Annotated in this window: 22 protein-coding genes and 1 pseudogene; 15 read left to right on the top strand and 8 right to left on the bottom strand. The window is 52.2% G+C overall.

Features of this window, described 5'->3' with window-relative positions:
• Positions 1-138: 138 nt before the first annotated feature.
• Both ACFVSO_RS03635 and ACFVSO_RS03630 read left to right on the top strand, forming a co-directional pair.
• Complete coding sequence (locus ACFVSO_RS03635; protein ID WP_387470181.1) at positions 139-1,176, top strand: phosphotransferase enzyme family protein; 1,038 nt, start codon at positions 139-141, stop codon at positions 1,174-1,176.
• Positions 1,173-2,013: pseudogene (locus ACFVSO_RS03630) on the top strand (GNAT family N-acetyltransferase). Before ACFVSO_RS03635 ends, ACFVSO_RS03630 begins: the two are co-directional and overlap by 4 nt.
• Before the next feature lie 74 nt (positions 2,014-2,087).
• Here ACFVSO_RS03630 and ACFVSO_RS03625 read toward each other — a convergent pair.
• Positions 2,088-2,312: a hypothetical protein gene (locus ACFVSO_RS03625; protein ID WP_387470179.1), complete on the bottom strand. Its 225-nt coding sequence runs from the start codon at positions 2,310-2,312 to the stop codon at positions 2,088-2,090.
• A gap of 314 nt (positions 2,313-2,626) precedes the next feature.
• Here ACFVSO_RS03625 and thrS point away from each other — a divergent pair, with 314 nt between their 5' ends.
• The 6 genes from thrS (at position 2,627) to ACFVSO_RS03595 (ending at position 9,275) form a co-directional block, all read left to right on the top strand.
• Positions 2,627-4,540: a threonine--tRNA ligase gene (gene thrS, locus ACFVSO_RS03620; RefSeq protein WP_387470177.1), complete on the top strand. Its 1,914-nt coding sequence runs from the start codon at positions 2,627-2,629 to the stop codon at positions 4,538-4,540.
• A gap of 162 nt (positions 4,541-4,702) precedes the next feature.
• Entirely contained in the window at positions 4,703-5,128 is a 426-nt protein-coding gene (gene fabZ, locus ACFVSO_RS03615) for a 3-hydroxyacyl-ACP dehydratase FabZ (protein ID WP_387470175.1), read from the top strand.
• A 512-nt stretch (positions 5,129-5,640) separates the two neighbouring features.
• Positions 5,641-7,482 (top strand): stalk domain-containing protein, encoded by a 1,842-nt coding sequence (locus ACFVSO_RS03610; protein WP_387470173.1) that lies wholly within the window; start codon positions 5,641-5,643, stop codon positions 7,480-7,482.
• Positions 7,483-7,592: 110 nt separating this feature from the next.
• A complete protein-coding gene (locus ACFVSO_RS03605; protein WP_387470171.1) occupies positions 7,593-8,078 on the top strand; it encodes an NUDIX hydrolase in 486 nt (161 codons plus the stop codon).
• A gap of 62 nt (positions 8,079-8,140) precedes the next feature.
• Positions 8,141-8,677, top strand: coding sequence for a GNAT family N-acetyltransferase (locus ACFVSO_RS03600; RefSeq protein WP_387470169.1), 537 nt, complete (start codon positions 8,141-8,143; stop codon positions 8,675-8,677).
• A 55-nt stretch (positions 8,678-8,732) separates the two neighbouring features.
• Entirely contained in the window at positions 8,733-9,275 is a 543-nt protein-coding gene (locus ACFVSO_RS03595) for an SMI1/KNR4 family protein (protein ID WP_387470167.1), read from the top strand.
• Positions 9,276-9,354: 79 nt separating this feature from the next.
• On the opposite strand, the gene ACFVSO_RS03590 is transcribed toward ACFVSO_RS03595, so the two are convergent.
• From ACFVSO_RS03590 to ACFVSO_RS03580, 3 genes are read right to left on the bottom strand one after another with little or no spacing between them, the layout of a single operon-like run.
• The gene (locus ACFVSO_RS03590; protein ID WP_387470165.1) at positions 9,355-10,026 is read right to left on the bottom strand and encodes an amino acid ABC transporter permease; all 672 of its coding nucleotides are present in this window, start codon (positions 10,024-10,026) and stop codon (positions 9,355-9,357) included.
• 4 nt (positions 10,027-10,030) lie between these two features.
• Positions 10,031-10,885, bottom strand: a complete 855-nt coding sequence (locus ACFVSO_RS03585) for a transporter substrate-binding domain-containing protein (protein WP_387470163.1) — start codon at positions 10,883-10,885, stop codon at positions 10,031-10,033.
• A 41-nt stretch (positions 10,886-10,926) separates the two neighbouring features.
• Positions 10,927-11,931: an oxidoreductase gene (locus ACFVSO_RS03580; protein ID WP_387470161.1), complete on the bottom strand. Its 1,005-nt coding sequence runs from the start codon at positions 11,929-11,931 to the stop codon at positions 10,927-10,929.
• 201 nt (positions 11,932-12,132) lie between these two features.
• Between ACFVSO_RS03580 and ACFVSO_RS03575 the strand changes: the two genes are divergently transcribed.
• The 5 genes from ACFVSO_RS03575 (at position 12,133) to ACFVSO_RS03555 (ending at position 16,787) form a co-directional block, all read left to right on the top strand.
• A complete protein-coding gene (locus ACFVSO_RS03575; RefSeq protein WP_387470159.1) occupies positions 12,133-13,212 on the top strand; it encodes an LLM class flavin-dependent oxidoreductase in 1,080 nt (359 codons plus the stop codon).
• Positions 13,213-13,506: 294 nt separating this feature from the next.
• Complete coding sequence (locus ACFVSO_RS03570; RefSeq protein WP_387470157.1) at positions 13,507-14,460, top strand: LysR family transcriptional regulator; 954 nt, start codon at positions 13,507-13,509, stop codon at positions 14,458-14,460.
• Positions 14,461-14,654: 194 nt separating this feature from the next.
• Positions 14,655-15,497 carry an amino acid ABC transporter substrate-binding protein gene (locus tag ACFVSO_RS03565; RefSeq protein WP_387470155.1) on the top strand — a complete coding sequence of 281 codons (843 nt, stop codon included), beginning with the start codon at positions 14,655-14,657 and terminating at the stop codon, positions 15,495-15,497.
• Between the two features lie 35 nt (positions 15,498-15,532).
• A complete protein-coding gene (locus tag ACFVSO_RS03560; protein WP_387470153.1) occupies positions 15,533-16,207 on the top strand; it encodes an amino acid ABC transporter permease in 675 nt (224 codons plus the stop codon).
• A 31-nt stretch (positions 16,208-16,238) separates the two neighbouring features.
• A complete protein-coding gene (locus ACFVSO_RS03555) occupies positions 16,239-16,787 on the top strand; it encodes an OsmC family protein (protein ID WP_387470151.1) in 549 nt (182 codons plus the stop codon).
• A gap of 129 nt (positions 16,788-16,916) precedes the next feature.
• Here ACFVSO_RS03555 and ACFVSO_RS03550 read toward each other — a convergent pair whose 3' ends face one another.
• The 4 genes from ACFVSO_RS03550 to ACFVSO_RS03535 are packed head-to-tail and all read right to left on the bottom strand — an operon-like array spanning position 16,917 to position 20,129.
• Entirely contained in the window at positions 16,917-17,537 is a 621-nt protein-coding gene (locus tag ACFVSO_RS03550) for a DsbA family oxidoreductase (protein WP_387470149.1), read from the bottom strand.
• 23 nt (positions 17,538-17,560) lie between these two features.
• Complete coding sequence (locus ACFVSO_RS03545; protein WP_387470147.1) at positions 17,561-18,220, bottom strand: DsbA family oxidoreductase; 660 nt, start codon at positions 18,218-18,220, stop codon at positions 17,561-17,563.
• Positions 18,192-19,550, bottom strand: a complete 1,359-nt coding sequence (locus tag ACFVSO_RS03540; protein WP_387470145.1) for a purine/pyrimidine permease — start codon at positions 19,548-19,550, stop codon at positions 18,192-18,194. The genes ACFVSO_RS03545 and ACFVSO_RS03540 overlap by 29 nt, the downstream gene beginning before the upstream one ends.
• Positions 19,551-19,586: 36 nt before the next feature.
• Positions 19,587-20,129 carry an NADPH-dependent FMN reductase gene (locus ACFVSO_RS03535; protein ID WP_387470143.1) on the bottom strand — a complete coding sequence of 181 codons (543 nt, stop codon included), beginning with the start codon at positions 20,127-20,129 and terminating at the stop codon, positions 19,587-19,589.
• Positions 20,130-20,360: 231 nt separating this feature from the next.
• Between ACFVSO_RS03535 and ACFVSO_RS03530 the strand changes: the two genes are divergently transcribed.
• Complete coding sequence (locus ACFVSO_RS03530; RefSeq protein WP_387470141.1) at positions 20,361-20,891, top strand: cupin domain-containing protein; 531 nt, start codon at positions 20,361-20,363, stop codon at positions 20,889-20,891.
• A gap of 202 nt (positions 20,892-21,093) precedes the next feature.
• Positions 21,094-22,911, top strand: a complete 1,818-nt coding sequence (gene asnB / locus ACFVSO_RS03525; protein WP_387470139.1) for an asparagine synthase (glutamine-hydrolyzing) — start codon at positions 21,094-21,096, stop codon at positions 22,909-22,911.
• Positions 22,912-22,915 lie beyond the last annotated feature (4 nt).

Here is a 22,915-nt window from a genome sequence, read left to right as displayed (position 1 = left end):
TTGCTTATTTTCGCAAAGCGCTTAAGTTCGGCCATCGATACGGCGTTCAAGATTAGTTAAAGAAAAATATTCCCTTTCTTGTCACGGAAATCTTGGTTACGATCAATACAGTTAAGAGTGTGAAGGAAGGGGATATCCATGACTGGTATGTTTAAAATGGATACTCAAGCTGGTATTCAAGATACGGTGGCTCAGTTAAAGATTCCTGCTCTGCGGGCGCTGCTGCATTATGATCTGGACTGGGAATCGATTCGGTTCAATCAATTATCAGCAACATGTACGTTTAAAATAAATACAACGGAAGAAGGCTCCTTCTTGCTTCGTTTGCATGCGGGATTGATCAAGGAGGAGATTGTATCCGAGATCGTGTGGCTGGATTTTTTGAATAAAAGGATGAATATGCCTCTGCCCCAAGGAGTTCAGGCTCGCAATGGAGCAAGCGTCGTAAGAGTATTCCAAGAGAATGGCACCCAGGTATACGCTTCGCTCATGCGCTGGGTGGAAGGCGAACACGAGTATGGAGAATTATCTGAAGAGCAGCTTGTTCAAGAAGGCGTGCTCTTGGCGAAGCTGCATCAAGCGTCGCAACAATTCGAGATACCCGCTAGCTTTACGCGCCCTGTATGGGGAGAGCACAGCTTTAGAGAATCAATGGAGCATTTGGAGCAGCATTACGACAAATTCTTGACCGAAGCAGAGTTTTCTTTGTACCAGTCAGCGGCGGAAATGATTTGTTCGAGAATGGCTGGGCTACGTGCAGAACATGAACATTTCGGAATGATTCATGGTGATCTGCACCAGGGCAATATCGTCTTTCATCAGGGGGAGCCTCGGCCAATAGACTTTGGAAGATGCGGATTTGGTTATCATCTCTACGACATTGCACAAACCATACTAGGCCTCCATCCAACTCAGCGAGCGTTAGTGATTAAGGGGTATGAGAGCATCAGAGAACTGGGCGAGGACTGGCAGTCCAAGCTTGCGACCTTCGCAGTCATGGTCATGATTGAAAATTACAGCCACCATGCTCCTGATCCTAGAGAGACAGAAGGGCTGAAGGTGGAGCAACCTTACGCGCAGGAGATATTGAAGAGATATAGAAACGGAGAGCCGTTTTTATTTCAGTCATTTCAGGGCATTTATTGTTCAGACAAAGAGGGAGGTGCAGGAAAATGATTTTTGAACTGAATAAAAGTGATTTCTATAAATGCTCCGACATGTTGAATCCAGAGGGGCAGATTGAAGTTGCGGCAGTCCTATCCGGAACGAATCCTGGGCGGGTTTTTGTGGACAATGTGGAACAGCCTGAATCTGGATTTATATGGCTAGGGAATAATGATGGGTTTATATTTATCGGGAAAGAAAACAATGAGTCATTTAATCGTGAAGTGAACACGTTCATTGACCATGTCATAGCTCCAGTAGCAATAAAAGCAGACTTAGAATGGTTTGAGGCAATTTGCAACCATCAGGGATGGGAGAAGACATTAGAAGATTTGTTTCAAAATCGTAATGCGGAAAGTTGGCGGCAGAGAGTCTACAAATATACAAAAAAGAATCATGAGCAAGAAGGAGTGGCTTTGATCGATCAAGAATGTAACGTAATGGAAGTGACTCGGCAACTCTATGAGAACGACAATAACTCCATTCATAATATCGCGTTTTTGCGCTCGAAAATATTGAGTTTTTGGGCATCGCCTGATTATTTTTTTGAAAAGGGGATCGGGTATTGCGTTGTTTATCGTAATCAAGCAAGTTGTTAGTATATGCTTCTCCGGATTTGTTGCTGGAAACGTGCACTGTATCGATGTGGAGACACAGGATGCATTTCAAGGCAAAAAAATGGCCCAGACGGCAAGCCGCCAATTTGTAAGAGCTTGTTTGGAGAAAAATACGGTTCCGTATTGGGATTGCATGGAATCTAATAAAGCTTCCATTTCGGTTGCTGAGCGTCTTGGTTTCTCCAGAGTTTTCAGCTACAAGGGCTATGCCTTTCCATTAAATCATCGCTAGCGTGGAGGTTGTATTCAAGCAAAAAAGTGCGTTTAATCGAATGCAGCGAGATCCTCATTCTTTGTGTTATTTCCTTACCATATACCGGATTCAGTATGGGGAAACGTGTGTACGCCACATTGGTTGGTTTTGTCTATATATCTTTTGGCGAACAAATCGTTGAGAGGATAAGAAGATTGGTGAATAAACCTACTGAAAAGATTGGCGGCAGGCATTAGTCTATTTTTTTCAGCCATATTGACTTTCTCATCGCGATTATGTACGATCAAGGGCATAACTTCAAACATGGCATTGATCAAAGACAAGATCTCCTTCACGGGTTGCCCAGAGAGAGAAGCGATTGCTGAAAGCTTCTTCTGCCACGGACGAGAGATTACCGCTTTGTAGCTGTGTCGTTGAACCTTGTGAATCTGTTCTTCACAGGCAGTAAGCGAACACCGTCTTATCCTCGTTACCGGATACCAGAGGACCTTGCATCTGACTGCGGAGAACAGCCGCAGACAAACATATGCAGGTTGAACTAGGGTGGAACCACGAGCTGAACGCACTCGTCCCTTTCGGGATTGTGCGTTTTTTTGCGTTCACAAATAGATTGGAAATGGAGGCAAGGATCATGGAGATCAAGGTAACGTTGGCAGATCAGACAGTCAGGAGGTGTGAGCAAGGCACCACCGTCATGCAGCTGGCCGAGTCGATCAGTACAGGACTGAAGAAAAATGCTGTCGCCGGAAAAGTAAACGGCAAACTTGTAGATCTAAGTCACGCGATCGAACATGACAGCCTCGTGGAAATCATTACTCTGGATAACCCGGAAGGGTTGGACGTATATCGGCACAGCACTGCGCATGTAATGGCTCAAGCGATCAAACGGATTTTTGGCGATCAGAAGGTAAAGCTCGGGATCGGCCCCGTCATAGCGGACGGCTTCTACTACGATATGGATATCGAAAAGCCCTTGTCCAGCGAGGATTTGCAGTCAATCGAGCAAGAGATGGAGCGTATCGTACGAGAAAACCTCCCGATTGTGCGCAAAGCTGTCAGCAGAGATGAGGCGCTTCGGCTATTCGAAGGATCGAATGAACCACTGAAGCTGGAGCTAGTTCACGATTTGCCTGAGGATGCGGAGATTAGCATCTATGAGCAGGGAGAGTTCGTGGATCTATGCAGAGGGCCGCATCTTCCCTCGACTGGCCGCATCAAAGCATTCAAGCTGCTTAGTGTCGCAGGCGCTTATTGGCGCGGCGATTCAAACAACAATATGCTGCAGCGAGTATACGGCACAGCTTTCTCTAAGAAAGCGGAGCTGGATGAGCATTTGCGACTGCTGGAAGAAGCGAAGCAGCGCGATCACCGCAAGCTGGGCAAGGAGCTGGAGCTGTTCATGTTCTCCGAGGAAGCTCCGGGGATGCCGTTTTATTTGCCCAATGGAATGACGATTCGTACAGAGCTGGAGAACTTCTCTCGTGATCTGCAGCTTAAACGCGGTTATGTAGAAGTTCGCACACCGCTTATGATGAATCAGCAAATATGGGAGAATTCGGGTCACTGGGAGCATTATAAGGACAATATGTACTTTGCACAGGTGGATGACGCCAAGCATGCGCTTAAGCCGATGAACTGTCCGGGCCATATGCTGATCTATGGGAACAGCCTACGTTCCTACCGTGAGCTGCCCATCCGTATGTTCGAATACGGGCAAGTGCATCGGCATGAATATTCCGGCGCGCTTAGCGGGATGATGCGGGTTCGGACATTTTGTCAGGATGACGCCCATCTGTTTGTGCTGAGGGAGCAGATCGAGGAGGAAATCGGCCAGGTGATGGAACTGATTGATCAGGTCTATCGCATCTTCGGCTTCGAGTATCGCATCGAGCTGTCAACAAGGCCAGAGGATTCGATGGGGTCCGATGAGCTGTGGAACGAGGCGGAGCGGGCGCTGCAGAATGTGCTGGAGAGCCGTGGAGTGGTTTACCGGCTGAATGAGGGCGATGGAGCGTTCTACGGACCTAAGATCGACTTTCACATTCGGGATGCGATTGGACGAAGCTGGCAGTGTGGCACGATTCAGCTGGATTTCCAAATGCCTGAGAAATTCGATCTCTCCTATATTGGAGAGGACAACCGTAAGCATCGTCCGGTCGTCATTCACCGCGCGGTGTACGGGTCGGTGGATCGCTTCATCGGCATCCTGACGGAGCATTATGCCGGGGCGTTCCCGGTATGGCTCGCGCCTGTGCAAGTGAAGCTGCTTCCGGTATCCGATAAGTATGTCGATTATGCCCTGCAAGTTAAGAAAGTGTTCGAGGAAGCAGGCATCCGAGCAGCTATCGACAGCCGCAGCGAGAAGCTGGGCTACAAAATCCGCGAAGCACAGCTGAAGAAAGTCCCTTATATGATCGTACTGGGAGAGAACGAGCTAAATTCCTCTACGGTGTCGGTCAGAAAGAGGGGAGAAGGCGATCTCGGTTCCAGAGACGTTCGTGAGCTTGCAGCTCACATCATGGAAGAAATTCGCTCGAAGCAATGAAGAAGAAGTAATTGCACCTTCATTTCTAAGCGAACTGGCCGGCAGTATGCGCTTTTGAAGCGGCTGCCGGCCTTTTTTAGCTGGCGTAGCCTGAGCCCTAGTTGTGGTCATTTCTTCCAAATACCGTTAATATGAACATAAACCTATTCAAGGAGGCTATTCATGCTTAACACGGAACAAATTCAAAAACGTATTCCGCACAGATATCCTTTTCTGCTGGTGGATCGAATCGTCGAGCTGGATGGGGGGAAGAGAGCTGTCGGCATTAAAAATGTGACGATCAACGAGCCGTATTTTACGGGACATTTCCCAGGTTATCCGGTTATGCCGGGCGTTCTGATCGTAGAAGCGCTGGCGCAGGTCGGGGGCATCGCCATGTCGGATGGCGAGAGCGGTAATAAGCTTGGCTTATTCACGGGAATTGATCAATGCCGGTTCAAGCGGCAGGTCAAGCCGGGAGACCAGCTCCAGCTCGCATTTGATGTAACCCGGGTCAAGGGGCCGATCGTGAAGGGCAAAGGGGTAGCCACAGTGAACGGTGAACTGGTGTGCGAGGCGGAGATTATGTTCGCATTCAGTTCCATCTAGGTGATAAGCTGCTGTACTCTGCATGGGAGGAGCGACCCGATCGGATGATGAAGTATTTCGAGCCAGTCAATTGGAGAGTATTTAACCTATCCGCATGGATAGTTATTATTCTGGCATATGTTGTTCCTTTTCGAACAGTCAAAAACGGATGGATAGAAGTGGGGTTTCCCATTCCATTTCTGACGATCTATAGTAACTGGCGGGCCAATCTGTTGGCATCGCTAAGCCTCAATCCATTGAGCTTGTTTTTGAACATTGTCGTTGTGTATCTCCTTATATCGGTGATTCGCAGGTTGTATAAGAGACCGAAGGAAACGGGCGGCCCAAGTTAGGTCTAACGTATAACTATTATGCCTTTCGGGTCACTCATACGTACCAGCTCTAGCAAGAGCTATTAACCGTTCCATCTCTAGTCTTAAAGTCTCGCATTACTATTGATCGATCTAGGAATAAGGTGTCATAATGGAAGATGTTGTATAGCCGACTAGCGATCATGCGTAAAGGAGAATGATATGTTCAAGAAAATGTTGGCTGCCGCTATGGCAGGGATCATCGTCAGCACGTCCTGGAGCGGCTTATCGTCTGCCGCAAGCAAGACGGAAGAAAAACAGTGGATCAAGTTTGGCGGTATTGAAGTCTTCTATAATTATACGGAGTATTTGAGGTATGAGGAGACGACACAGTTTCCGTTTGTGCTTAATGGCGTCACTTATTTGCCGGTACGCAAAGTAGCGGAGGCGCTGAACAAAAATGTAAGGTACGAGTCATCGACTTCTACTATTATTATTGAAGGTCGCTATAACGGGAAGAAACCGGAAGATCAGTATAGCTACGCTTACGAGACGACGAGCCAGGTCAAGCTGAAGTCGGTTAAGGTCAATCTCAATGTGGACGGCAAGCTGGTGGCCAAATCCATTGATGCCTACTCGATCAATAATACGACCTTCTTGCCTGTCAGACAGGTTGCTGAATATACGGATACGGATATTGAATGGGATCCGAGCACCAAGTCGATTTATTTGGAGAAGAAATTCGAATATCCTAATGCGAAGCGTTCTCTAGTGGAAGCTACCGCTCAGGAAGTGGAATCAAACATTGATATGGGCACTCAGTTTCTGGAATCCTATGATAACGTTGCTCCTTCAGTCGTAACCAGAGTTGGAGCTGACGGCCATATTTATGTAGCGGCAGCTGAAAAAGCCGACAATGGCAAGTTGACTATCGCCAAATATGATTCGTCGATGAAGCTGGTGGGCACGCAGTCGATTCCCAAGGAATATCCGTACTTCGGTGGCTTGGCGCTGGATGAGCAGGGCCGTTATTACGTGCTCTGGGGGCGTTCGCTGGAGGAGTCTCAAGGCTCAAGCGCCAGTGTGAAAATAACCAAGTACAGCGCGCAAGGCGAAAAGCTTGGGGAAGTGTCGTACACCGGAAGCGAGCAGTCCTTTATGGGCACTAAAGTTCCGTTCGATCATGCGAATGCAACCATCAAGGTGCATAATGGCTTCGTCGTTGCTTTCTTCGGCAGAACGATGTTCAAATCATCGGACGGGCTGAATCATCAATCCTCTACTGCGCTGTATGTCACTTCCGAAACCATGAGCAAAGTAGAGCTGCCGATTCCATATGCAAGCCATTCCTTTGATCAGCACCTGGCTTTGGACGGCAGCGATATATTGTTCGTGGATCGGGGCGATGTCTACCAACGGGGCCTTATGCTGCAAAAGATCAATGCTGAAAATCAAAGCAAAAGCCTGCTTGTGCCATTCAGCTTTAAGATGGGTAAGGCGATCTACCAGCTGACCTTCGCAGAATTGGGCGGGCTTGCGGTAACCGATCAAGGTTATGTGTTGCTTGGGGCGGCGGAGCGGTCCATGACGCCGGAGTCGGCAAGCTCGCGACATAATGAATCGAGAAATTTATTTTTGCAGCTGATTGCGAAGGACTTTGAGAATACGGCTGCGCCGATTCTGTCCCAAGGCGAGACTGCCGAATTCCATGTCGATGTGTACGGACGATCCTATGATGCTAAGAACGAGGGTGTCGTATGGCTGACCAACTATACGGACATAAAGAAGAATAATGCAGCTCATCCGAAGATCGCTGCGCTCGATCAGAACCGTGTGCTGGTGATGTGGGAAAATATGAAGTATAACTCGGACGATACATTGGTATACGATACAACCTACTATATAATCGTTACGCCTGAAGGTAAAGTGCTGAAAGGGCCTGAATCAATTGAAGGTGCCAGACTGAATATCGGTGACGAGCTTGTCTATGCCGACGGCTATGTGTATTTTTCTTCTAATTATCGAGACAAGATGCATCTATATCAACTGGATGTCCGACAATAGCTGGATTGTAAAGCCGCCCGTAGGGGCGGTTTTTTGCTTGGTAGGATGAGAACATTCGTTCTTTGTAGTATGATGCTAGAATAGGACAAAAAAATGGGAAGTGACTTCAAGTGTATCCATACACCATCTGCTTCATTAAACGCGGCAACAGTCTGTTGCTCTTAAATAGAGAGAAAGCTCCGACGAAAGGGCTGTGGAACGGAGTTGGCGGGAAGTTCGAGCCGGGCGAATCGCCGCTGGATTGTGTACTGCGCGAGACGTTCGAAGAGACGGGTATAAGGCTGGCTGACGCCCAATATAGAGGCGTAGTGAGTTGGGAATCAGACGGCATTTCCACTGGCGGTATGTACGTCTTTGTCGCCGAGCTCCCGGAAGATTATATCTATCCGACGCCTGTTAAAATCAGCGAGGGCATTCTGGACTGGAAGTCTATCGACTGGACGCTGTCCGAGAGAAATCTTGGAATAGGCGAGATGATCCCGTACTATTTGCCCGCCATATTGAACGGGGAATGCTTGGAGCATCGATGCACTTTTTTGAATCATAGATTAACGGGCTATGCCGCAGTTCCATTAACATTGGAGGTACACTCCTAGCATTAGCCTGGAATCGTTGCCATTCACGAGAATTATTAAATGCATAAAAGGATGGATGAGAAATGACCATCGTTATTAGACAAGAGCAGCCGGAGGACTATGGGATCACTGAACAGGTTGTAAAAAGCGCATTCGCCGATATGGCGTTCAGCGATCAGACGGAGCATGAATTGGTGGCCCGGCTCCGCCAGTCTGCGGAGTTTGTCCCGGAGCTGTCTTTAGTGGCGGTAGATCAAGAACATGATGAGATCATAGGCCATATTCTTTTATCGAAAATAAAAATTGTGGGCGATGACGATAGCGTCGAGTCTCTTTCGCTTGCGCCGGTGTCGGTGCTGCCGGAGTATCAAGGCCAGGGCATAGGGCGGCAATTGATCTCCGAATCGTTGCATCAAGCCAGCGAGCATGGCTATTCATCGGTGGTCGTTATGGGACATGCGGACTATTATCCGAAGTTTGGATTCAGGAAAGCATCGGAATGGGGGATCAAAGCCCCTTTTGAAGTCGAGGACGAAGCCTTCATGGCGATGGAGCTTTGCGAACATGCGCTTGAGCGCGTATCTGGCATTGTGGAATACTCGGGGGCTTTCTTCGAATAGGAGACAGGAGAATACGACAAGGCACCTAATAGCATGAAGGCAAGGAGTGATGAAGATGTGGGATCAGATATTTGAGCGGGAGTGGGCCAAGTTTCCGGGGGCGATACGGGAGGAGTGGCATGCGCTTCAGACGAAATGGAACGAGCCGTTGTCGGAGCAGGAGTTGCGGGAGATTAGAGAGCGCCAAGTAAATCCGTTTCCTGTATCCTCGCCGTACTATGCGCTTTATAAGCCTCTTGTGCCGGAGACTTGGACATTTCCGAAGCGGGCCTTGCCGGAGAGCTACGGAGAGCTGCTGCAATACTCCAATGGAGGAGAGTTCCAGACGGGCGATCGTCACTTTCAATTTTTTGGGACCTCGGATTTCAGAGCTATGAATTTGGCCTATGAATTTCCGGCGTATATGCCGGGGACGGTGTCGTTTGCGATGGACGGCAGCGGGCATCACTACATATTCGATATGAGGGCGGAGCCGCGCAATGGGGAATATCCGATTTTGGTGGCGCATTCCGGAAATTTGGGGTTCGAGGATTGTATATGCGTCGCAGATTCTTTGCAGGAACTGTGCAGAGGGACCGAAGAAATCTCGCTACCATAGTTCGATGTGCGTGGGGATGGCGTGCAATAGAAGAAGGGCTTGCGCCAATACGCGCAAGCCCTTCATTGTTAGCTATGTACTACTGCACATAAGGCTTGCTGACCTTTTTCTCTATCAAGCCTTGCAGCTTGCCGAAGCAGAGAGCGACGATCAGATAGAGCAGGCTGACGGAGAGGAAAGCTTCCATCACCTTTAACGTGTCGGCAGCCATCAGTTTGGCTTGGCCCATCATTTCCGTTAGCCCCAGCGTAAAGCCGAGCGACGTCTCCTTAATAATGACGAGAAAGGTATTGCCCAGGGAGGGCAGTGCGATCCGGTATGCCTGCGGGAAGACGATGCGCCGGAATGTCTGGAGCCTGGTCATGCCGACGGATTGTGCGGCCTCTGATTGTCCGCGATCCACCGAGTCGATTGCCGCGCGGAAAATCTCCGCGAGATAAGCTCCGTTGTTCAAGCTGATCCCGATCACCGTAGCCTGGAATGCATTCATCGCACTCAGCGCCGGGAAGATCTGCGGCAGACCGTAATAGAGCAGGAAGAGCTGGACGAGCAGCGGCGTAGAGCGGAAGAATAAGATATAGGCATTTGCTGCTCCATGAACAACCTTGAGACGTGAACGAATCATCGATTCAATGATAATGCCAAGCATGACGGAAAATATCATGGACAGGACAGACAGCATCATCGTAATGGGCAGATAGCTGAGCAACTGCGGCAGGCTTTTTATCAAATAAGACAGATCGAAGTTCATCGTCTTACTCCGCCGGCTTGCTTATGTCTTCGCCATACCACTTTTCCGCAATTTGCTTGATCGTGCCGTCATCGCGCAACTCCTTCAAAGCGGTATTTACGTCTTCGACAAAAGCCTTGTTCTCGTCGTTAATGAGGAATGGACTTCCGGCAGGTATGACGACGAATTGCTCGCCCGCCAGACGAAGCGGCTGGCCGGTTTTTTTGATTTGGGCGAGCGCAGCTGCTTTGGTGGAGAAGGTGGCGTCCAGTCTGCCGAGCAGCACATCGCGGAAGGCCCCTTCGCCGGTCTCGTACGTGACGACTTCGATTTTTTCTTCGGGGTCGGCTTCCTTAATATAGTTCAACATAATTTTATTGCCTGCAACGAGGCCGATTTTTTTACCTTTCAAATCCTCCAGCGAGTTCACTGTTGTATTTTCTTCTTTCACTACTAACTGCGCGCCGGAGTAGACGTACGGATCGGTGAACAGGTATTTCGCTTTTCGTTCCTCAGACAGGGCGATTGAATTGACAATCGTATCAATCTTCTTGGACTCCAGCGCGCCGAATAAGCTGGCGAAGTCAGTCAGCTGATATTCAATCGTGAAGTCCAGCTTCTCCGCGAGCTTCTCCCAAATCTCGATTTCATAGCCTTCCAGCTTATCTCCGTTCTCCGTATTCTTGAAGGAGTACGGATAGAACGCGCCGTTCGTTCCGATCCGAACGATCTTCTGTTCTTTGGCAGCACCGGAGGCAGCTTTCTCACCGCCATTTCCACAAGCGGCCAGCAGTGAAGCGGCGACAAGCGCTAACACTGCGCCCGCAAGCGATCTTCTGAATATATGCCATTTACTTTTGCTTCTCTTAATTGTAAGCACGATGATTACCGCCTTTTTATCATAGAGTGGTTGTTGCCGGGTTAGGATCCGCTCCGGGCAGACAGAGGCTGCTTGCCGAGGAGCTGTCCCGCGAAGTCCGGCTCATCCAGCATGGGCCGTCCGATGGCGACGAAATCGGCAAGTTGCTCCGCTACGACACGCTCCGCCAGCGCTCTTTGATGGATGCCACCGACGGCGATGACAGGCAAAGTCGTCTCTGATTTCAGAACTGCCGCATATGGAATCTGATAACCGGGATAGACGTCCAGCGGTCGCAGGGGCGTAATGCCGCCGGAGCTGACATGTACGGCATCCAGTAGCGGCTCCAGCCGCTTGACGATGTCCGCTATATGCAGCGGAATCAGGCCGCCCGGATCGTAATCGGAAGCGGATACCCGGATTTGGACCGGATAATCTGGCCCCACCGCTTCACGTACAGCTATCGCCACCTGCAGGACAAATTGCAGTCTGCGGTTCGGACTGCCGCCGTAAGAGTCTGTGCGCAGATTGGAGATCGGCGACAGGAATTGATGCAGCAGATAGCCGTGCGCGGCATGAAGCTCAATGCCGTCGAAGCCGGCTTCACGGCTGCGGAGCGCGGCTTCTCGATAACGTCCAATGAGTTGCTCTAATTGTTCGTTTTTAGCCTCGAACGGCAGACCGTATTCATCGCTAAATGCAATTGGGCTTGACGAAAGCAGCCTCTCTCCGGGAAGCAGATGAGACTTGCGTCCGCCATGCGACAGTTGGATGAAGACGCGGGCGTCCCTTGTATGGACGGCTTTGACGACCTTGCCGAGCGGCTTAATGTGGGAGTCGGAGTAAATGCCGATATCATCCTGATACAAGCGGCCGTCTTGCGATACGGCAGTGGATTCGATGATGACCAATCCGACATCGGCTGCTCGCCGTCCATAGTGCTCGACATGATAGTCCGTCGCATGTCCGGCAGGCGTGCCTTTATGCTGCTGCATCGGCGCAAGAACGAGCCTGTTCTTCAGCTGGAGCTTGTTGATTCGGCCGGGCGATTGCAAAGAAACGGTCATGCAAAAGCTCCTTTCCACTTATTCTTATAGGTTTAATTGGTTTATGGTCGTTATTATAGAGGCAATTCCACCTGTAAATCCAATATGAAGTTCGCTATCGCTTTCATTGGTCCAGCCTATCAATTCGATAAGTAATTTGATATTGGAGTTGGCGCGGAGCCTACCGTTAAGATGTAGGGGACAAATAAGCTGCTTGCTATTATGGCAGCCGATAAGGAGGAACAACGCTTGAGCTTTGAATTTGGAGTGTATACGTTCGGCGATTTGACGCGTGATCCGCATAGCGGACGTCCGATCAGCGCGAAGCAGCGGCTGGAGGAGATTATTGCGGCGGCGAGGCTTGCCGAGGAAGCCGGGCTTGATGTTTTCGGAGTGGGTGAGCATCATACGCCGAACTTTGCGGTGACGGCGCCGCCGGTCGTCTTGGCTGCGATTGCCAGACATACGAAGCGTATTAAGCTGACAAGCGCCACAACTGTATTAAGCACGGTTGACCCCGTGCGTCTATACGAGGACTTTGCGACACTGGACCTGCTGTCGGATGGCCGGGCGGAGATTATCGCGGGCCGCGGAGCCATGGCGTTCCTGGATACGTACCGCTTGTTCGGCTACGAGCTGGATGATTATGATGAGCTGTTTCAGGAGAGGATTGACTTGCTGCTTCAAATCAACAATAAGGAGAGCGTGTCATGGAAAGGACGCTTTCGTCCCGAGCTGATCGAGGCGGGAGTCGCGCCTAGGCCGCTTGGCGGCAAGCTACCCCTATGGATCGGCGTAGGCCGAACACCGGAGAGCGCGGAGCGGGCGGGCAGGCTGGGAACAGGACTGACGTTCGCGCAGCTGAGCGGCGATCCGAGCCGGCTTAAGCCGCTGGCGGATGCTTACCGGGCGGCGGGCAAGTCGGCTGGCTATACGCCGGAGCAGCTTCCGATCGCGGTGTGCGGACACGGCTATATTGCACCAACCCCGCGCGAGGCGCTGGACGAATATTTGCCGTACCATGCCAATTACTTCGAGCATATTATGCAGAAACGTAATCCGGCGGACCGCTTGTCCCGCGAGGAGTTCGAGCAGTCGACAGGCCCGAATTACGCGCTGGCTGTCGGCAGTCCCGAGCAGATTGTGGAGAAAATCTTATATCAGCATGAGCTAATTGGACATAGCCGTTATATCCTTCAATTAGATATCGGGGGCGTGCCTTACGCCAAAGTCGCCCGTTCCATCGAGCTGCTGGCTGCGGAAGTCATGCCGGTCGTCCGGCGCGAGCTCAGCCGCCAATAGGCGGGGAGGGGAGAAGCGCTTCGTTAACTGCCCATACCCCGCAGCTTCGCCTAAGAGACGTTTGACCTACACGCCTCAAGCGTGCGGAACAAGCGTCTTCGTCATTTCAATTTCCGTGGCAAGGAGATTGTATTGACCAACCTTGTCATGAAGACTAGAATGGGATTAATGATGAAAATCATACAATTGATTCCAAATTACAAGTCGAGCAGACAACTGTAGGCTGAAGCAACCCGCTTCGGCTTTTTTTGCTTTTGGCGGGCGATTCATTTCAAGATAGAGAGGAGAAGGAGAATGGACCTGTTGCAATTAAAGTATTTTCAAACGGTTGCCCGTCGGGAGCATATTACGCAAGCGGCCAAGGAGCTGAATATTGCGCAGCCGTCCTTGAGCCAGACGATTGCGCGGCTGGAGGATGATCTGGGTGTGGCGTTATTCGACCGTCTGGGTCGCAATATTCGGCTGAATGAGGCAGGAAGAGTCTTCTTGCAGCATGTCGAGCGCGCCTTCACCGAGCTGGAGAAAGGCAAACGGGAAGCCGTCCGGGTAGCGGGCAAATATGAGGAAGTTATTACGGTGGCCTCCATCCATCTTCCGTTCGTATCCGAGATGCTGGCTTCGTTCGTTGCGAAGCATCCCGAGACGAGATTCCGGTTTCAGCAAGGCTGCTATAATTCGATGAAGCAGCTTTTGAAGGATAAGGAGATCGACCTATGCGTATCCGCACCGCCCATTGAGCTGCCGAATACGACCAGCATCACGCTGCTGACGGAAGAACTGCGCCTCCTGGTGCCGACGAGCCATCGTCTGGCTTCCCGTGAGTCCATTCATTTGATCGAGGTGGAGAAGGAAGCTTTTATCGGGCTCAAAGCCGGCTTCGGGCTGCGGGATGCGACGGATGGGCTGTGCCGCAAAGCGGGTTTTACGCCAAATGTCATTTTTGAGGTCGAGGACCCTGCCCTGCTCCATAAGCTTGTCCGGGCCGGCATCGGCATCGCCTTTATTCCCGCCTTATGGGATATGGACAACACGGACCCCGCTACTGTAGCTGTGCGAATCGCTGATCCGAACTGCTTCCGGACGATAAGCTTGACCTGGTCGGAGCGGCAGGAGCTGTCTCCCAGCTTTGAACGATTCCGAATTTATGTGATTGAATATTTTCATAAGCTGCAACAGAGATTGGCAGGCGCTGCTTCCTCAGGGGGAGAGCATACACGCTCCATTATAGGATTGGAACGATTAAAATAATATTGATTTTGGTATTGGATGGGGAATGACGGGCAACCTTATAATCATTTTGTAGCCAAAATACCCATTAAATTCATAGGTTAACTATGAAAAGTGGCGGGGTGCCTTATTCTCAAAAGTTTGTTCGGCAGAGATTATAACCGAACGACTAGAGGGATAGGGGGACAAAATGAGGGGTAAGGGAGTGTATGGTCATGAGCAAAAAGACACAAGGGACTCACAAGGCAGTGGCGTTAGCCATGCTCGCTTTCGTCTTGCTGCTGACAGCTTGCGGCGAGAATACGGGAAAAGTGGGGGCAGCGGTACCGGCAAAGGCGTCGTCAGAGGCTCCGGCCAAAAAACTGGTAATCGGTTCGACGGGAGGCTTCTATCCATACGTATTCCAGAACAGCGACACGAATAAGCTGGAAGGCTTCGAGGTGGATCTGTGGAGCGAAATCGCCAAGCTGACCGGCTATGAGGTCGAGTGGAAAACATCTGAATTTAGCGGCCTATTCGGATTGCTGGATACCGGGAAGATCGATACGATTGCCAATTCCATCGCCGTGACGGAGGAGCGGAAGAAGAAGTATTTGTTCAGCGAGCCTTACGTGTATTCCGGAGCACAGCTTGTCGTGAAGGAAGGGAATGACGCGATTCAGTCGCTGGAGGATTTGAAGGGGAAGAAGATCGGCATCCAGCTCGGGACGAACTTCGCCAATCTGGTCAAGGACTTCGATAAGAGCGGCGAGATCGAAATCGTCAATTACGAGTCGGCGGAAGCAGGTTTTCAGGATGTGGCGATTGGGCGCATCGACGCGACCTTCGCGACGAAGGCTTCAGCCCTCGGAACGATTCAGAAGACGAAGCTGCCGCTTCAGCTTGGCGGCAAGCAGCTGACGACGATACCGGCAGCTAATCCGTTCTTGAATAAGGAAGAGAACAAGGAGTTAATCAATGAGGTGAATGATGCGCTGAAGCAGCTTCGCGAGAATGGGAAGCTGGCCGAGATATCGACCAAATGGTTCACGCAGGATTTGACCAATCCGGATAACTGACGCAGGTAGGGCGTTGGAAGGGGCGAAGGCCATTTATGTTTGATTTGGTATATTTGCTGTCGGCGCTTCCCCGGCTGCTGCAATTCATGTATTTGACTGTTACCATCGCCGTGCTCTCGATGCTGTTCGGGCTGGTGCTCGGATTGCTGCTGGAGACGGCGATCAGGCGCAAGGTATTCCTGTTGTCCACTTGCTCAAAAGTATACATTTCGTTTTTCCGGGCGACGCCGCTGCTTGTGCAATTGTTTATTTTGTACTATGGCGTTCCGCAAGTGATTCCCGCGTTCGGTGAGATTAATGCTTATTGGGCGACTGTAATCGGCATCAGCATGAACTGTGCAGCGTATCTGGCGGAGAATATCCGGGCGGCGATTCGCTCGATCGATTACGGACAGTGGGAAGCATGCCAATCCATCGGCATGACCCGCTGGCAGAGCATGCGGCGGGTGATCCTGCCGCAGGCGCTCCGCATCGCGCTGCCTTCCTTCGGCAATCAATTCGTGACCGTCGTGAAGGAGACGTCGCTAGGCTTCACCTTGGGCTTGACCGAGACGATGGCGCAGGCCAAGCTGATGGCTGCCGATACCTACAAGTTTCTGGAATCGTTCCTGGCGGCTGCCATTCTATATTGGTTGGCCGCTATTGTGTATGGCTATATTCAAAGCGCCATGGAGAAGCGGGTCAACCGTCCGTACGGCCATGAGGTATAACCGGTGATGAGGCAGACAAGGAGTGGGATGAATGAGCACGTTAAATGAATATTTGCAGGACAAAAAGTCGGCGTTGGATGCTCGCAAGCATAGACTGGCGAAGGAGAATGAGGTAGTCCCGAATAAGCTGAAGGCGGGCATTCGGGTTGCGGGACGAAGCGGCGTTCGGGAGATTCGGATTCGCGACTTCCAGGTGGTCAGCGACAGCGGGCCCGAGCTTGCGGGGCATAGTCTCGGCCCGAGCTCGCCCGAGCTTCAGCTTGGCGTTCTCGGCAGCTGCCTGTCGCATATTACGCTGATTCAGGCTGCGGAGCGCGGAGTGCCGCTGGAAGCGGTAGAAGTAGAAGTGACGGGTGACATGCATCCGCTGGCAGGCAAGCCGGGCTATGAGGATGTTCCGGTGTACCTGCATAATATCGCATATACATTGCGCATTGAATCCAGCGCTTCTCCGAAGGAGCTTGAGGAGCTGCATGAAGCAGTCGAGCTGGCTTGCCCGATCTTGAATCTGCTTCAGCAGCCTCAGCAAGTGACAGGGACGCTGGTACGTACGAAGCGGAAGCGCGCCAAGCGGGCATAAGGGAGACAGGGGACGGGCGTAGGAGTTTGTTTACGCCAAGACAAAAGCAGGAAGCGGGCATCATGCGCGCTTCCTGCTTTTTACTTTGGAGAGACAGGCTGCTGTTGGTTAAGCCGGCATACCGCTAGTTCACTGCCCTGAGGCGGATTGCAGCTCTCGCTGCTGCTCGCGCTCGATCACTTCCAGGAATTGATGCTTGAACGCCATGCCGCGAATGACCGTCTCCCCGATGATGAAGGTAGGGGCGGAGTTGATGTTGGCGACATAATAAGCCTGATGCAGCGCTTCGCGGTGCTTCTCGCGGTAGGTGCGATCCTCCAGCGCTTTGCGGTAAGCGGCTTGATCGAGGCCGATCTCTCCTGCCAGCTCGGTTAGCACGTCGATCTCCCCGATGTTTTTGCTCTCCAGAAAGAAGGCTTCGTACATCCGTTTGTTGTATTCCTTCGCCTTGCCGTGCTCGATGGCGAATTGATAACCCTCGAAGGCCAGATGCGTATACGGCTGAGGAGAGAAGGGCGGCTTCACGATCGGAATGCCCAGCTCAGCTGCGATGGGATACACACGCTCTTGCCAATCCTTCGTAATATATTCGCCTTCGGGGCGAAGAGTAGGCGTAGGATAAGGGCGAAGCTCGAAGGGCAAATATTCAACCTCGATTCCTTTCTCGGCGGCGGCCGCCTCCAGCTCGCCTTCGGCGAGTATGCAATAAGGGCATACAAAATCGGAGTATACTTGCAGTTTCAAAGCCATGTATATGAGCTCCTCTCGTTATATTAGGAACAGCCGTCAATGGTGCAGCTGATTCCCGTGCTCCATTGCTCCAGCTGCTCCAGCCGCTGTTTCTTTAGTTCTGCATCAATCGCTTCCAGGAACTGCTCTTTATATAGAAGCCACTTAACCGTCGTATTGCCGATGACATACGTCGGCGCAGCCGTAATATCGGCTTCATACAGCGCATGATGCAACGCGCGCCTGTGCGCCTCCCGGTAGGTGCCGTTCTCCAGCGCGTCGCGGTATGAAGAACCGTCCAGTCCCAGCTCCTCTGCCAGAGCGGTTAGCACATCGATGTCTCCAATATGAAGGCCGTCCTGGAAGAAGGCCTTGTACATGCGGGAATGATAAGCTTCGCCGATACCCGCTTGCTTGGCGAATTGGTAGCCTTCAAAGGCTAGATGCGTATATGGCTGCGGGGAGATCGCCGGCATGCGAATCGGGATGCCTAGCTGCTCAGCGATGGGATAGACCTTATCTCTCCAGCTCGTCTGCATATATCCGTCCTCGGGACGGAGCGTGGGCGTCGGGTAAGGCCTCAGCTCGAAGGGCAAATGCTCGATGGCTACATCTCGTTCCGCCGCCGCTGCTCTCAGCTGGCCATCGGCCAGCAAGCAGAAGGGACAGACATAATCAGAGTACACTTTGATCGTTAACGGCATGGCCGGGGCTCCTTTCGATAGGGGATGGCTTGCGTCTCCAAGGACCGAACCCGGTACCGGAGGAGAGTGAGTCCTTCCACTGCCAAGCCTGCTCCAGCAGGATCGACACCAATACGCCAACAACCAGTCCATTGTTCAGGATCGGCTTCAGCGCATCGGGCAGCCCTGCAAGGCTGGCCGCGGGAATGAACATGCTGCCGACACCTGCGAACAACGAAAACGCGACAACCGTAAGCTTCTTCTCATCTTGCAGAACTAAGCCCAGCTCCTTCAGACCGGCCGAGAGCAGATGCGCGAAGGAAGTAAAGATGACGGCAAAGGCAACCGGCACGGGAACCGACGCGAGCAGGGCGGTGAGATAGGGGAAAAAGCCGGAGACGATCAGCAATAGGCAGCCGATGATGAACGGCAGCCGCCCCGTCATGCGGGTGGATGCGACGAACCCGGCTGAATGGGAGTTGGACACGCAGCCTACAGCGGAGAAGGCGCCGGACAGCAGCTGATTGACGCCCATTACGATGCCGGATCTCCGGTAGCGGTCCGACGGCTCAAGCCCGATCGTTTTCTCCATGACGACAATTGCCGCAATCATGTTAATTAGCAGCGGCAGTGTAATAACCAGTGTCGTAAGCGCAATGCCCGACTCGAACAGCGGTGCTCCCCACGCGAACAGCTGGGGAATCAGTACTGCGGTATCCGGCAGCTTGGGCAATGCGGCAATATGGCCGAAGAGCAGAAACAAGCCATACCCTGCCGCGATTCCGATCAGCGCGGAATAGTTGCGCAGCCAAGCCGTCTTGCTTCGACCGCATAGGAAGGTCAGAAGAAGGGTTGCGATTGCCGGAACTGCGATGCTCGCATGGATGTAACCGTCGGTATAGCCCACCCCAAGGACGCCCTTCACAATAGGAGAGCTGAACTGGAAGATGAGCAGCAGCAAATAAGTGCCCGTGACGACAGGGGTGAACAGCCTCTTCAAATAGCGGATCAGGTGAAACGCGCTTAGAAGCAGAATAATCGCCCCGGCGATCAGCAAGCCCATCTCCATCTGGCGGAGCAGCTCGGTGTCGGATGCGCCAGGCGCCAAATTAGCCGCAAGCAGGATGAATACGCCCCACCATACACCGGCGGGGCCCTCCAGTATGGGGAGCTTGTGGCCGAGCGTCACTTGCAGCAGGGAGGATATCCCGATGACGACCAGCGTTCGCTGCAGCAGGCTGATCGTATCCGCATCCGAGAGCTGGAAAGCCGCCGCCACTACGATTGGCGCTACCAGTCCGCCCGTCAGCAGAAAGAAGGTCCATTGCAGCGAATCAAGCAGCGTTCTCACGGGCCGAACGCTCCTTTATACGGCGATTGGCAGTCGTCATACGCTGGCTTTCGTTTTTAGCGAGGCAGCCAGTTCCAGCACCAGCGCTTGAAGCGACTGGACCCCGGCTTCGTCGGTGAAGATGCCGTGCTGGTCGATCTGGCCAGGATCGGCGACGTATTGGGAGGACAGCGTATTCGCCCCAAGGCCGCGCAGCACGAGGCGCAGATTGTTCAGCGCGTTGATGCCGCCTTTGCCGCCGCCGGCTGCTGCTGCGATGGCTACCGGCTTGCCGCGGAAGTGGTCGCCATTCAGAAAGTCCAGGGCGTTCTTCAGCGCACCGCTGATGCCGTTATGGTATTCCGGAGTCACGATAAAGTAGGCGTCGGCTTCCTGTGCAAGCTTCTGAAGCTGTACGACGGTATCCAGCTCCTGCTGGGCGGGATCGCCGTTGAACAGCGGCAGCACATGGCGGTGAAGATCCAGCAGCTGGGAGTTGCCCTGCTTATCTCTTAGCAAGCGGTATACAACATTGATGACGGCTTTAGTGTTGGCTCCGGCGCGAGGGCTTCCGCTAATGAACAGCACATTTTTACTCATTTCTCACACGCTCCATATCCAGATTAATCCCAATAAAAACCAACTTTTCCGGGTTAATTAGTATCATACGTTCGGACATAAAAAACTTCCAATATCAAATTCATAATGGGTTTCATAGCTCGCCGATTATGAACCTATTGCCCCCAGCCTATCGTTTATATTTTTCATTGACAGGATCAATCAATCCCATTTATGATAAGTGACAATTCAAATTGGAATAGGAGGAATTAGATGGCTGAATTGCGTATTCGTGGTACGGTGGAGCCGATTGAGGGGCCTGCCATCGCTTTATTTTTGGAGGAGCAAGGTGTCTATTATGAGCGATGGGAGGAGAACCATACCCCTTCTTCGTATGAGGACCGACTGCTGCTGACGGAGCAGGAGAAGGCGGAGCTGCTGCGCATTTATGAGCATCAGATCACCGACTTCGCGGAGAGAAAGGGCTATAGGCAATGGGACGTTGTTATCCTGTCGGACCAGACGCCTGACATGCTGCAGAAGTTCGGCTCCCTGCATTATCATCTGGAAGATGAAGTGCGGATTGTGCTGGTTGGCGGTGGCGTCTTCACGCTTAAAGGAGAAGGCGGCACGGGCTACTTCGAGGTGACGGCCAGGCCCGGTGACATAGTGGTCGTGCCTGCCCGAAGGCCGCATGCTTTCCGCTTGTCGGAGCAGCCGCAATTTATCGTTGTCCGCTTGTTCGAGGGTGAGGCTTCATCGGTTACGTATAAGGTGGATGATCCATTGTTTGATGTCAAATGATGTCGGAACGATAGCTTCGGATTGATGCGATTGATTTGATAAGTAATATTGGACGGCTCAGGAGAGGGAAGAGTACAGTCTAATTGTAAAACCTGCCAGAAACAACGCCTAATTTTTAACATTTTGTGAAATTTTGTGTCGGAAGGAGGGATGAAGTCCGGATTGATTGGCTGGGATAAATATAGCAAATAGGGAGTGGTAAATGATGTGCCGAATCTTCGGGTATATCGGTAATGATTACGTTGATCCCGGGCGATTGAAGGCGGTCTCCGATCTGCAGCTGGCAGGCGGGCCGGACCAGCAGTCGGTATTGGCGGAGAGAAACTGGGCAATCGGCAACAACCGGCTTGCGATCGTCGGGCTCGATGGCGGCCAGCAGCCTTACAGCCTTGGCGATTCCATACGCATTGTACTCAATGGCGAGATTTATAACCATCGCGAGCTGAGAAGCAAGCTGGAAGCCAAAGGCTATACGTTTACTGATCAATGCGACGGTTCCATCTTGCCTGCACTGTATGAGGAATACGGGCCTGACTTTGTCCGGTATCTGGATGGCATGTTCGCGATTGCGGTTATTGATTTGCGGGAGCGGGTGACGCTGACCTTGGCGACGGACCCGGCAGGGATCAAGTCCCTGTATTACTGCTGGGATGAGCGGAACGAGACGCTATACTTCTCCTCGGAGCTGCCTTCCTTGCTGGCGTTCGGAAGCGTGCCTTCGAGTCTGTGGCTGCCGGGCGTCGACTTTTATTTGACGACGAAGGTTGTATTCGGCGAGCGAACGCTGTTCGACGGGGTGTATGCGCTTCCGCCTTCTTCACTGCTGCAAGCAAGGCTGGGCGAGCGTCCCGCCCTTCGCCGGTGGAAGACGCTGCTGGAATCGGACCCGCTCGGGGGAGAACCGGCAGGCGCCTCCTTATCGCTGCGCGGACAGCTTGATCGTGAGGTTGCGGCGCTGCTGCTGGCTGATGTGCCCGTCTCTACGATTAATAGCGGCGGACTGGATTCCAGTCTCGTGACCGCGCTGGCGAGCAAGAGACAAGCCGGCATCCATTCCTTTAACTTATCCTACGTTGGCGACTGGCCGCTGGATGAGAAAATCTACGCGAGAGAGGTTTCCAAGCAGTATGGTACGACGCATCATGAGGTGCTCGTGGATCCGCGGGACTTCGAGAAGCTCCTGCCGCTGGTAGCGGAGCGGCTGGGACAGCCGAATGCCGATCCCATTACGCTGAGCAGCTACGCCTTGTTCGAAGCGATTCATCAAGCGGGCTTCAAGGTGACAATATCCGGCGATGGCGCAGACGAGATGTTCGCAGGTTACGACCGTTTTCTGGAGGCATCCGAGGCGGCGGATGACTGGATCAAGCCTTACGTGGACGCGCTGGGCGTCGCATCACCGGAGCTTCGCAAGGAGCTGTACAGCGATGATTATCGCGCGTTTATTCAGGATAACGGCTCAATTGGCGACCAAATAGCGGACAGCCTGCGTACGGCGAATCACCGGAAAGGGAGGCTCGATGCCATTCTGGAGTTCGAGCGGGAGTACAGGCTGCCGTCGTATCATTTAAGACGTGTCGATCATCTCAGTATGGCGCATTCTGTAGAAGTTAGGGTCCCTTATTGCCAGCCGCGCATTCTGGACCTCGCGGGCAAACTGCCCGTTGACTGGCGGATCGGGGAAGGGAAAGTGAAGCGCCTCTTGTACCGGGCGGCGGAAGGCCAGTTGCCGGATGCGATTCTGAACCGGAAGAAGCAGCCGTTCACCTTGCCAATCGACGCTATGATGCGCAAGGGGCTACCGCTATACGAAACGGTGGAGCGCGTGCTGGATGGGGAGACGCTTCGAAGACATAATTTGTTCAGCCCTGCTGCGGTAGAGAGGCTGCTGCGCAAGCAGGAGACGCAGCCCGACGGAAAGACAGCGCTTACGTTATGGTCGCTTGTTATTTTTCAGCTATGGATCAATCAATATCAAGTTCATATCGGTGCTTCCAAACAATATCAGTTTGAGGGGTGATTCA

It is taken from the genome of Paenibacillus sp. NPDC057967 (assembly GCF_042887015.1).
Taxonomy (GTDB): Bacteria; Bacillota; Bacilli; order Paenibacillales; family Paenibacillaceae; genus Pristimantibacillus.
Note: the sequence above shows the minus strand (reverse complement) of the source record. Positions and strands in the feature narration are given on the sequence as shown.

Excerpts from the sequence above, each read along its gene's own strand:
- ACFVSO_RS03635 (WP_387470181.1), top strand. The coding sequence starts at position 139 with ATGACTGGTATGTTTAAAATGGATACTCAAGCTGGTATTCAAGATACG.
- thrS (WP_387470177.1), top strand. The coding sequence starts at position 2,627 with ATGGAGATCAAGGTAACGTTGGCAGATCAGACAGTCAGGAGGTGTGAG.
- fabZ (WP_387470175.1), top strand. The coding sequence starts at position 4,703 with ATGCTTAACACGGAACAAATTCAAAAACGTATTCCGCACAGATATCCT.
- ACFVSO_RS03610 (WP_387470173.1), top strand. The coding sequence starts at position 5,641 with ATGTTCAAGAAAATGTTGGCTGCCGCTATGGCAGGGATCATCGTCAGC.
- ACFVSO_RS03600 (WP_387470169.1), top strand. The coding sequence starts at position 8,141 with ATGACCATCGTTATTAGACAAGAGCAGCCGGAGGACTATGGGATCACT.
- ACFVSO_RS03595 (WP_387470167.1), top strand. The coding sequence starts at position 8,733 with ATGTGGGATCAGATATTTGAGCGGGAGTGGGCCAAGTTTCCGGGGGCG.
- ACFVSO_RS03590 (WP_387470165.1), bottom strand. The coding sequence starts at position 10,026 with ATGAACTTCGATCTGTCTTATTTGATAAAAAGCCTGCCGCAGTTGCTC.
- ACFVSO_RS03580 (WP_387470161.1), bottom strand. The coding sequence starts at position 11,931 with ATGACCGTTTCTTTGCAATCGCCCGGCCGAATCAACAAGCTCCAGCTG.
- ACFVSO_RS03575 (WP_387470159.1), top strand. The coding sequence starts at position 12,133 with ATGGCAGCCGATAAGGAGGAACAACGCTTGAGCTTTGAATTTGGAGTG.
- ACFVSO_RS03570 (WP_387470157.1), top strand. The coding sequence starts at position 13,507 with ATGGACCTGTTGCAATTAAAGTATTTTCAAACGGTTGCCCGTCGGGAG.
- ACFVSO_RS03565 (WP_387470155.1), top strand. The coding sequence starts at position 14,655 with ATGAGCAAAAAGACACAAGGGACTCACAAGGCAGTGGCGTTAGCCATG.
- ACFVSO_RS03560 (WP_387470153.1), top strand. The coding sequence starts at position 15,533 with ATGTTTGATTTGGTATATTTGCTGTCGGCGCTTCCCCGGCTGCTGCAA.
- ACFVSO_RS03555 (WP_387470151.1), top strand. The coding sequence starts at position 16,239 with ATGAGCACGTTAAATGAATATTTGCAGGACAAAAAGTCGGCGTTGGAT.
- ACFVSO_RS03550 (WP_387470149.1), bottom strand. The coding sequence starts at position 17,537 with ATGGCTTTGAAACTGCAAGTATACTCCGATTTTGTATGCCCTTATTGC.
- ACFVSO_RS03545 (WP_387470147.1), bottom strand. The coding sequence starts at position 18,220 with ATGCCGTTAACGATCAAAGTGTACTCTGATTATGTCTGTCCCTTCTGC.
- ACFVSO_RS03535 (WP_387470143.1), bottom strand. The coding sequence starts at position 20,129 with ATGAGTAAAAATGTGCTGTTCATTAGCGGAAGCCCTCGCGCCGGAGCC.
- ACFVSO_RS03530 (WP_387470141.1), top strand. The coding sequence starts at position 20,361 with ATGGCTGAATTGCGTATTCGTGGTACGGTGGAGCCGATTGAGGGGCCT.
- asnB (WP_387470139.1), top strand. The coding sequence starts at position 21,094 with ATGATGTGCCGAATCTTCGGGTATATCGGTAATGATTACGTTGATCCC.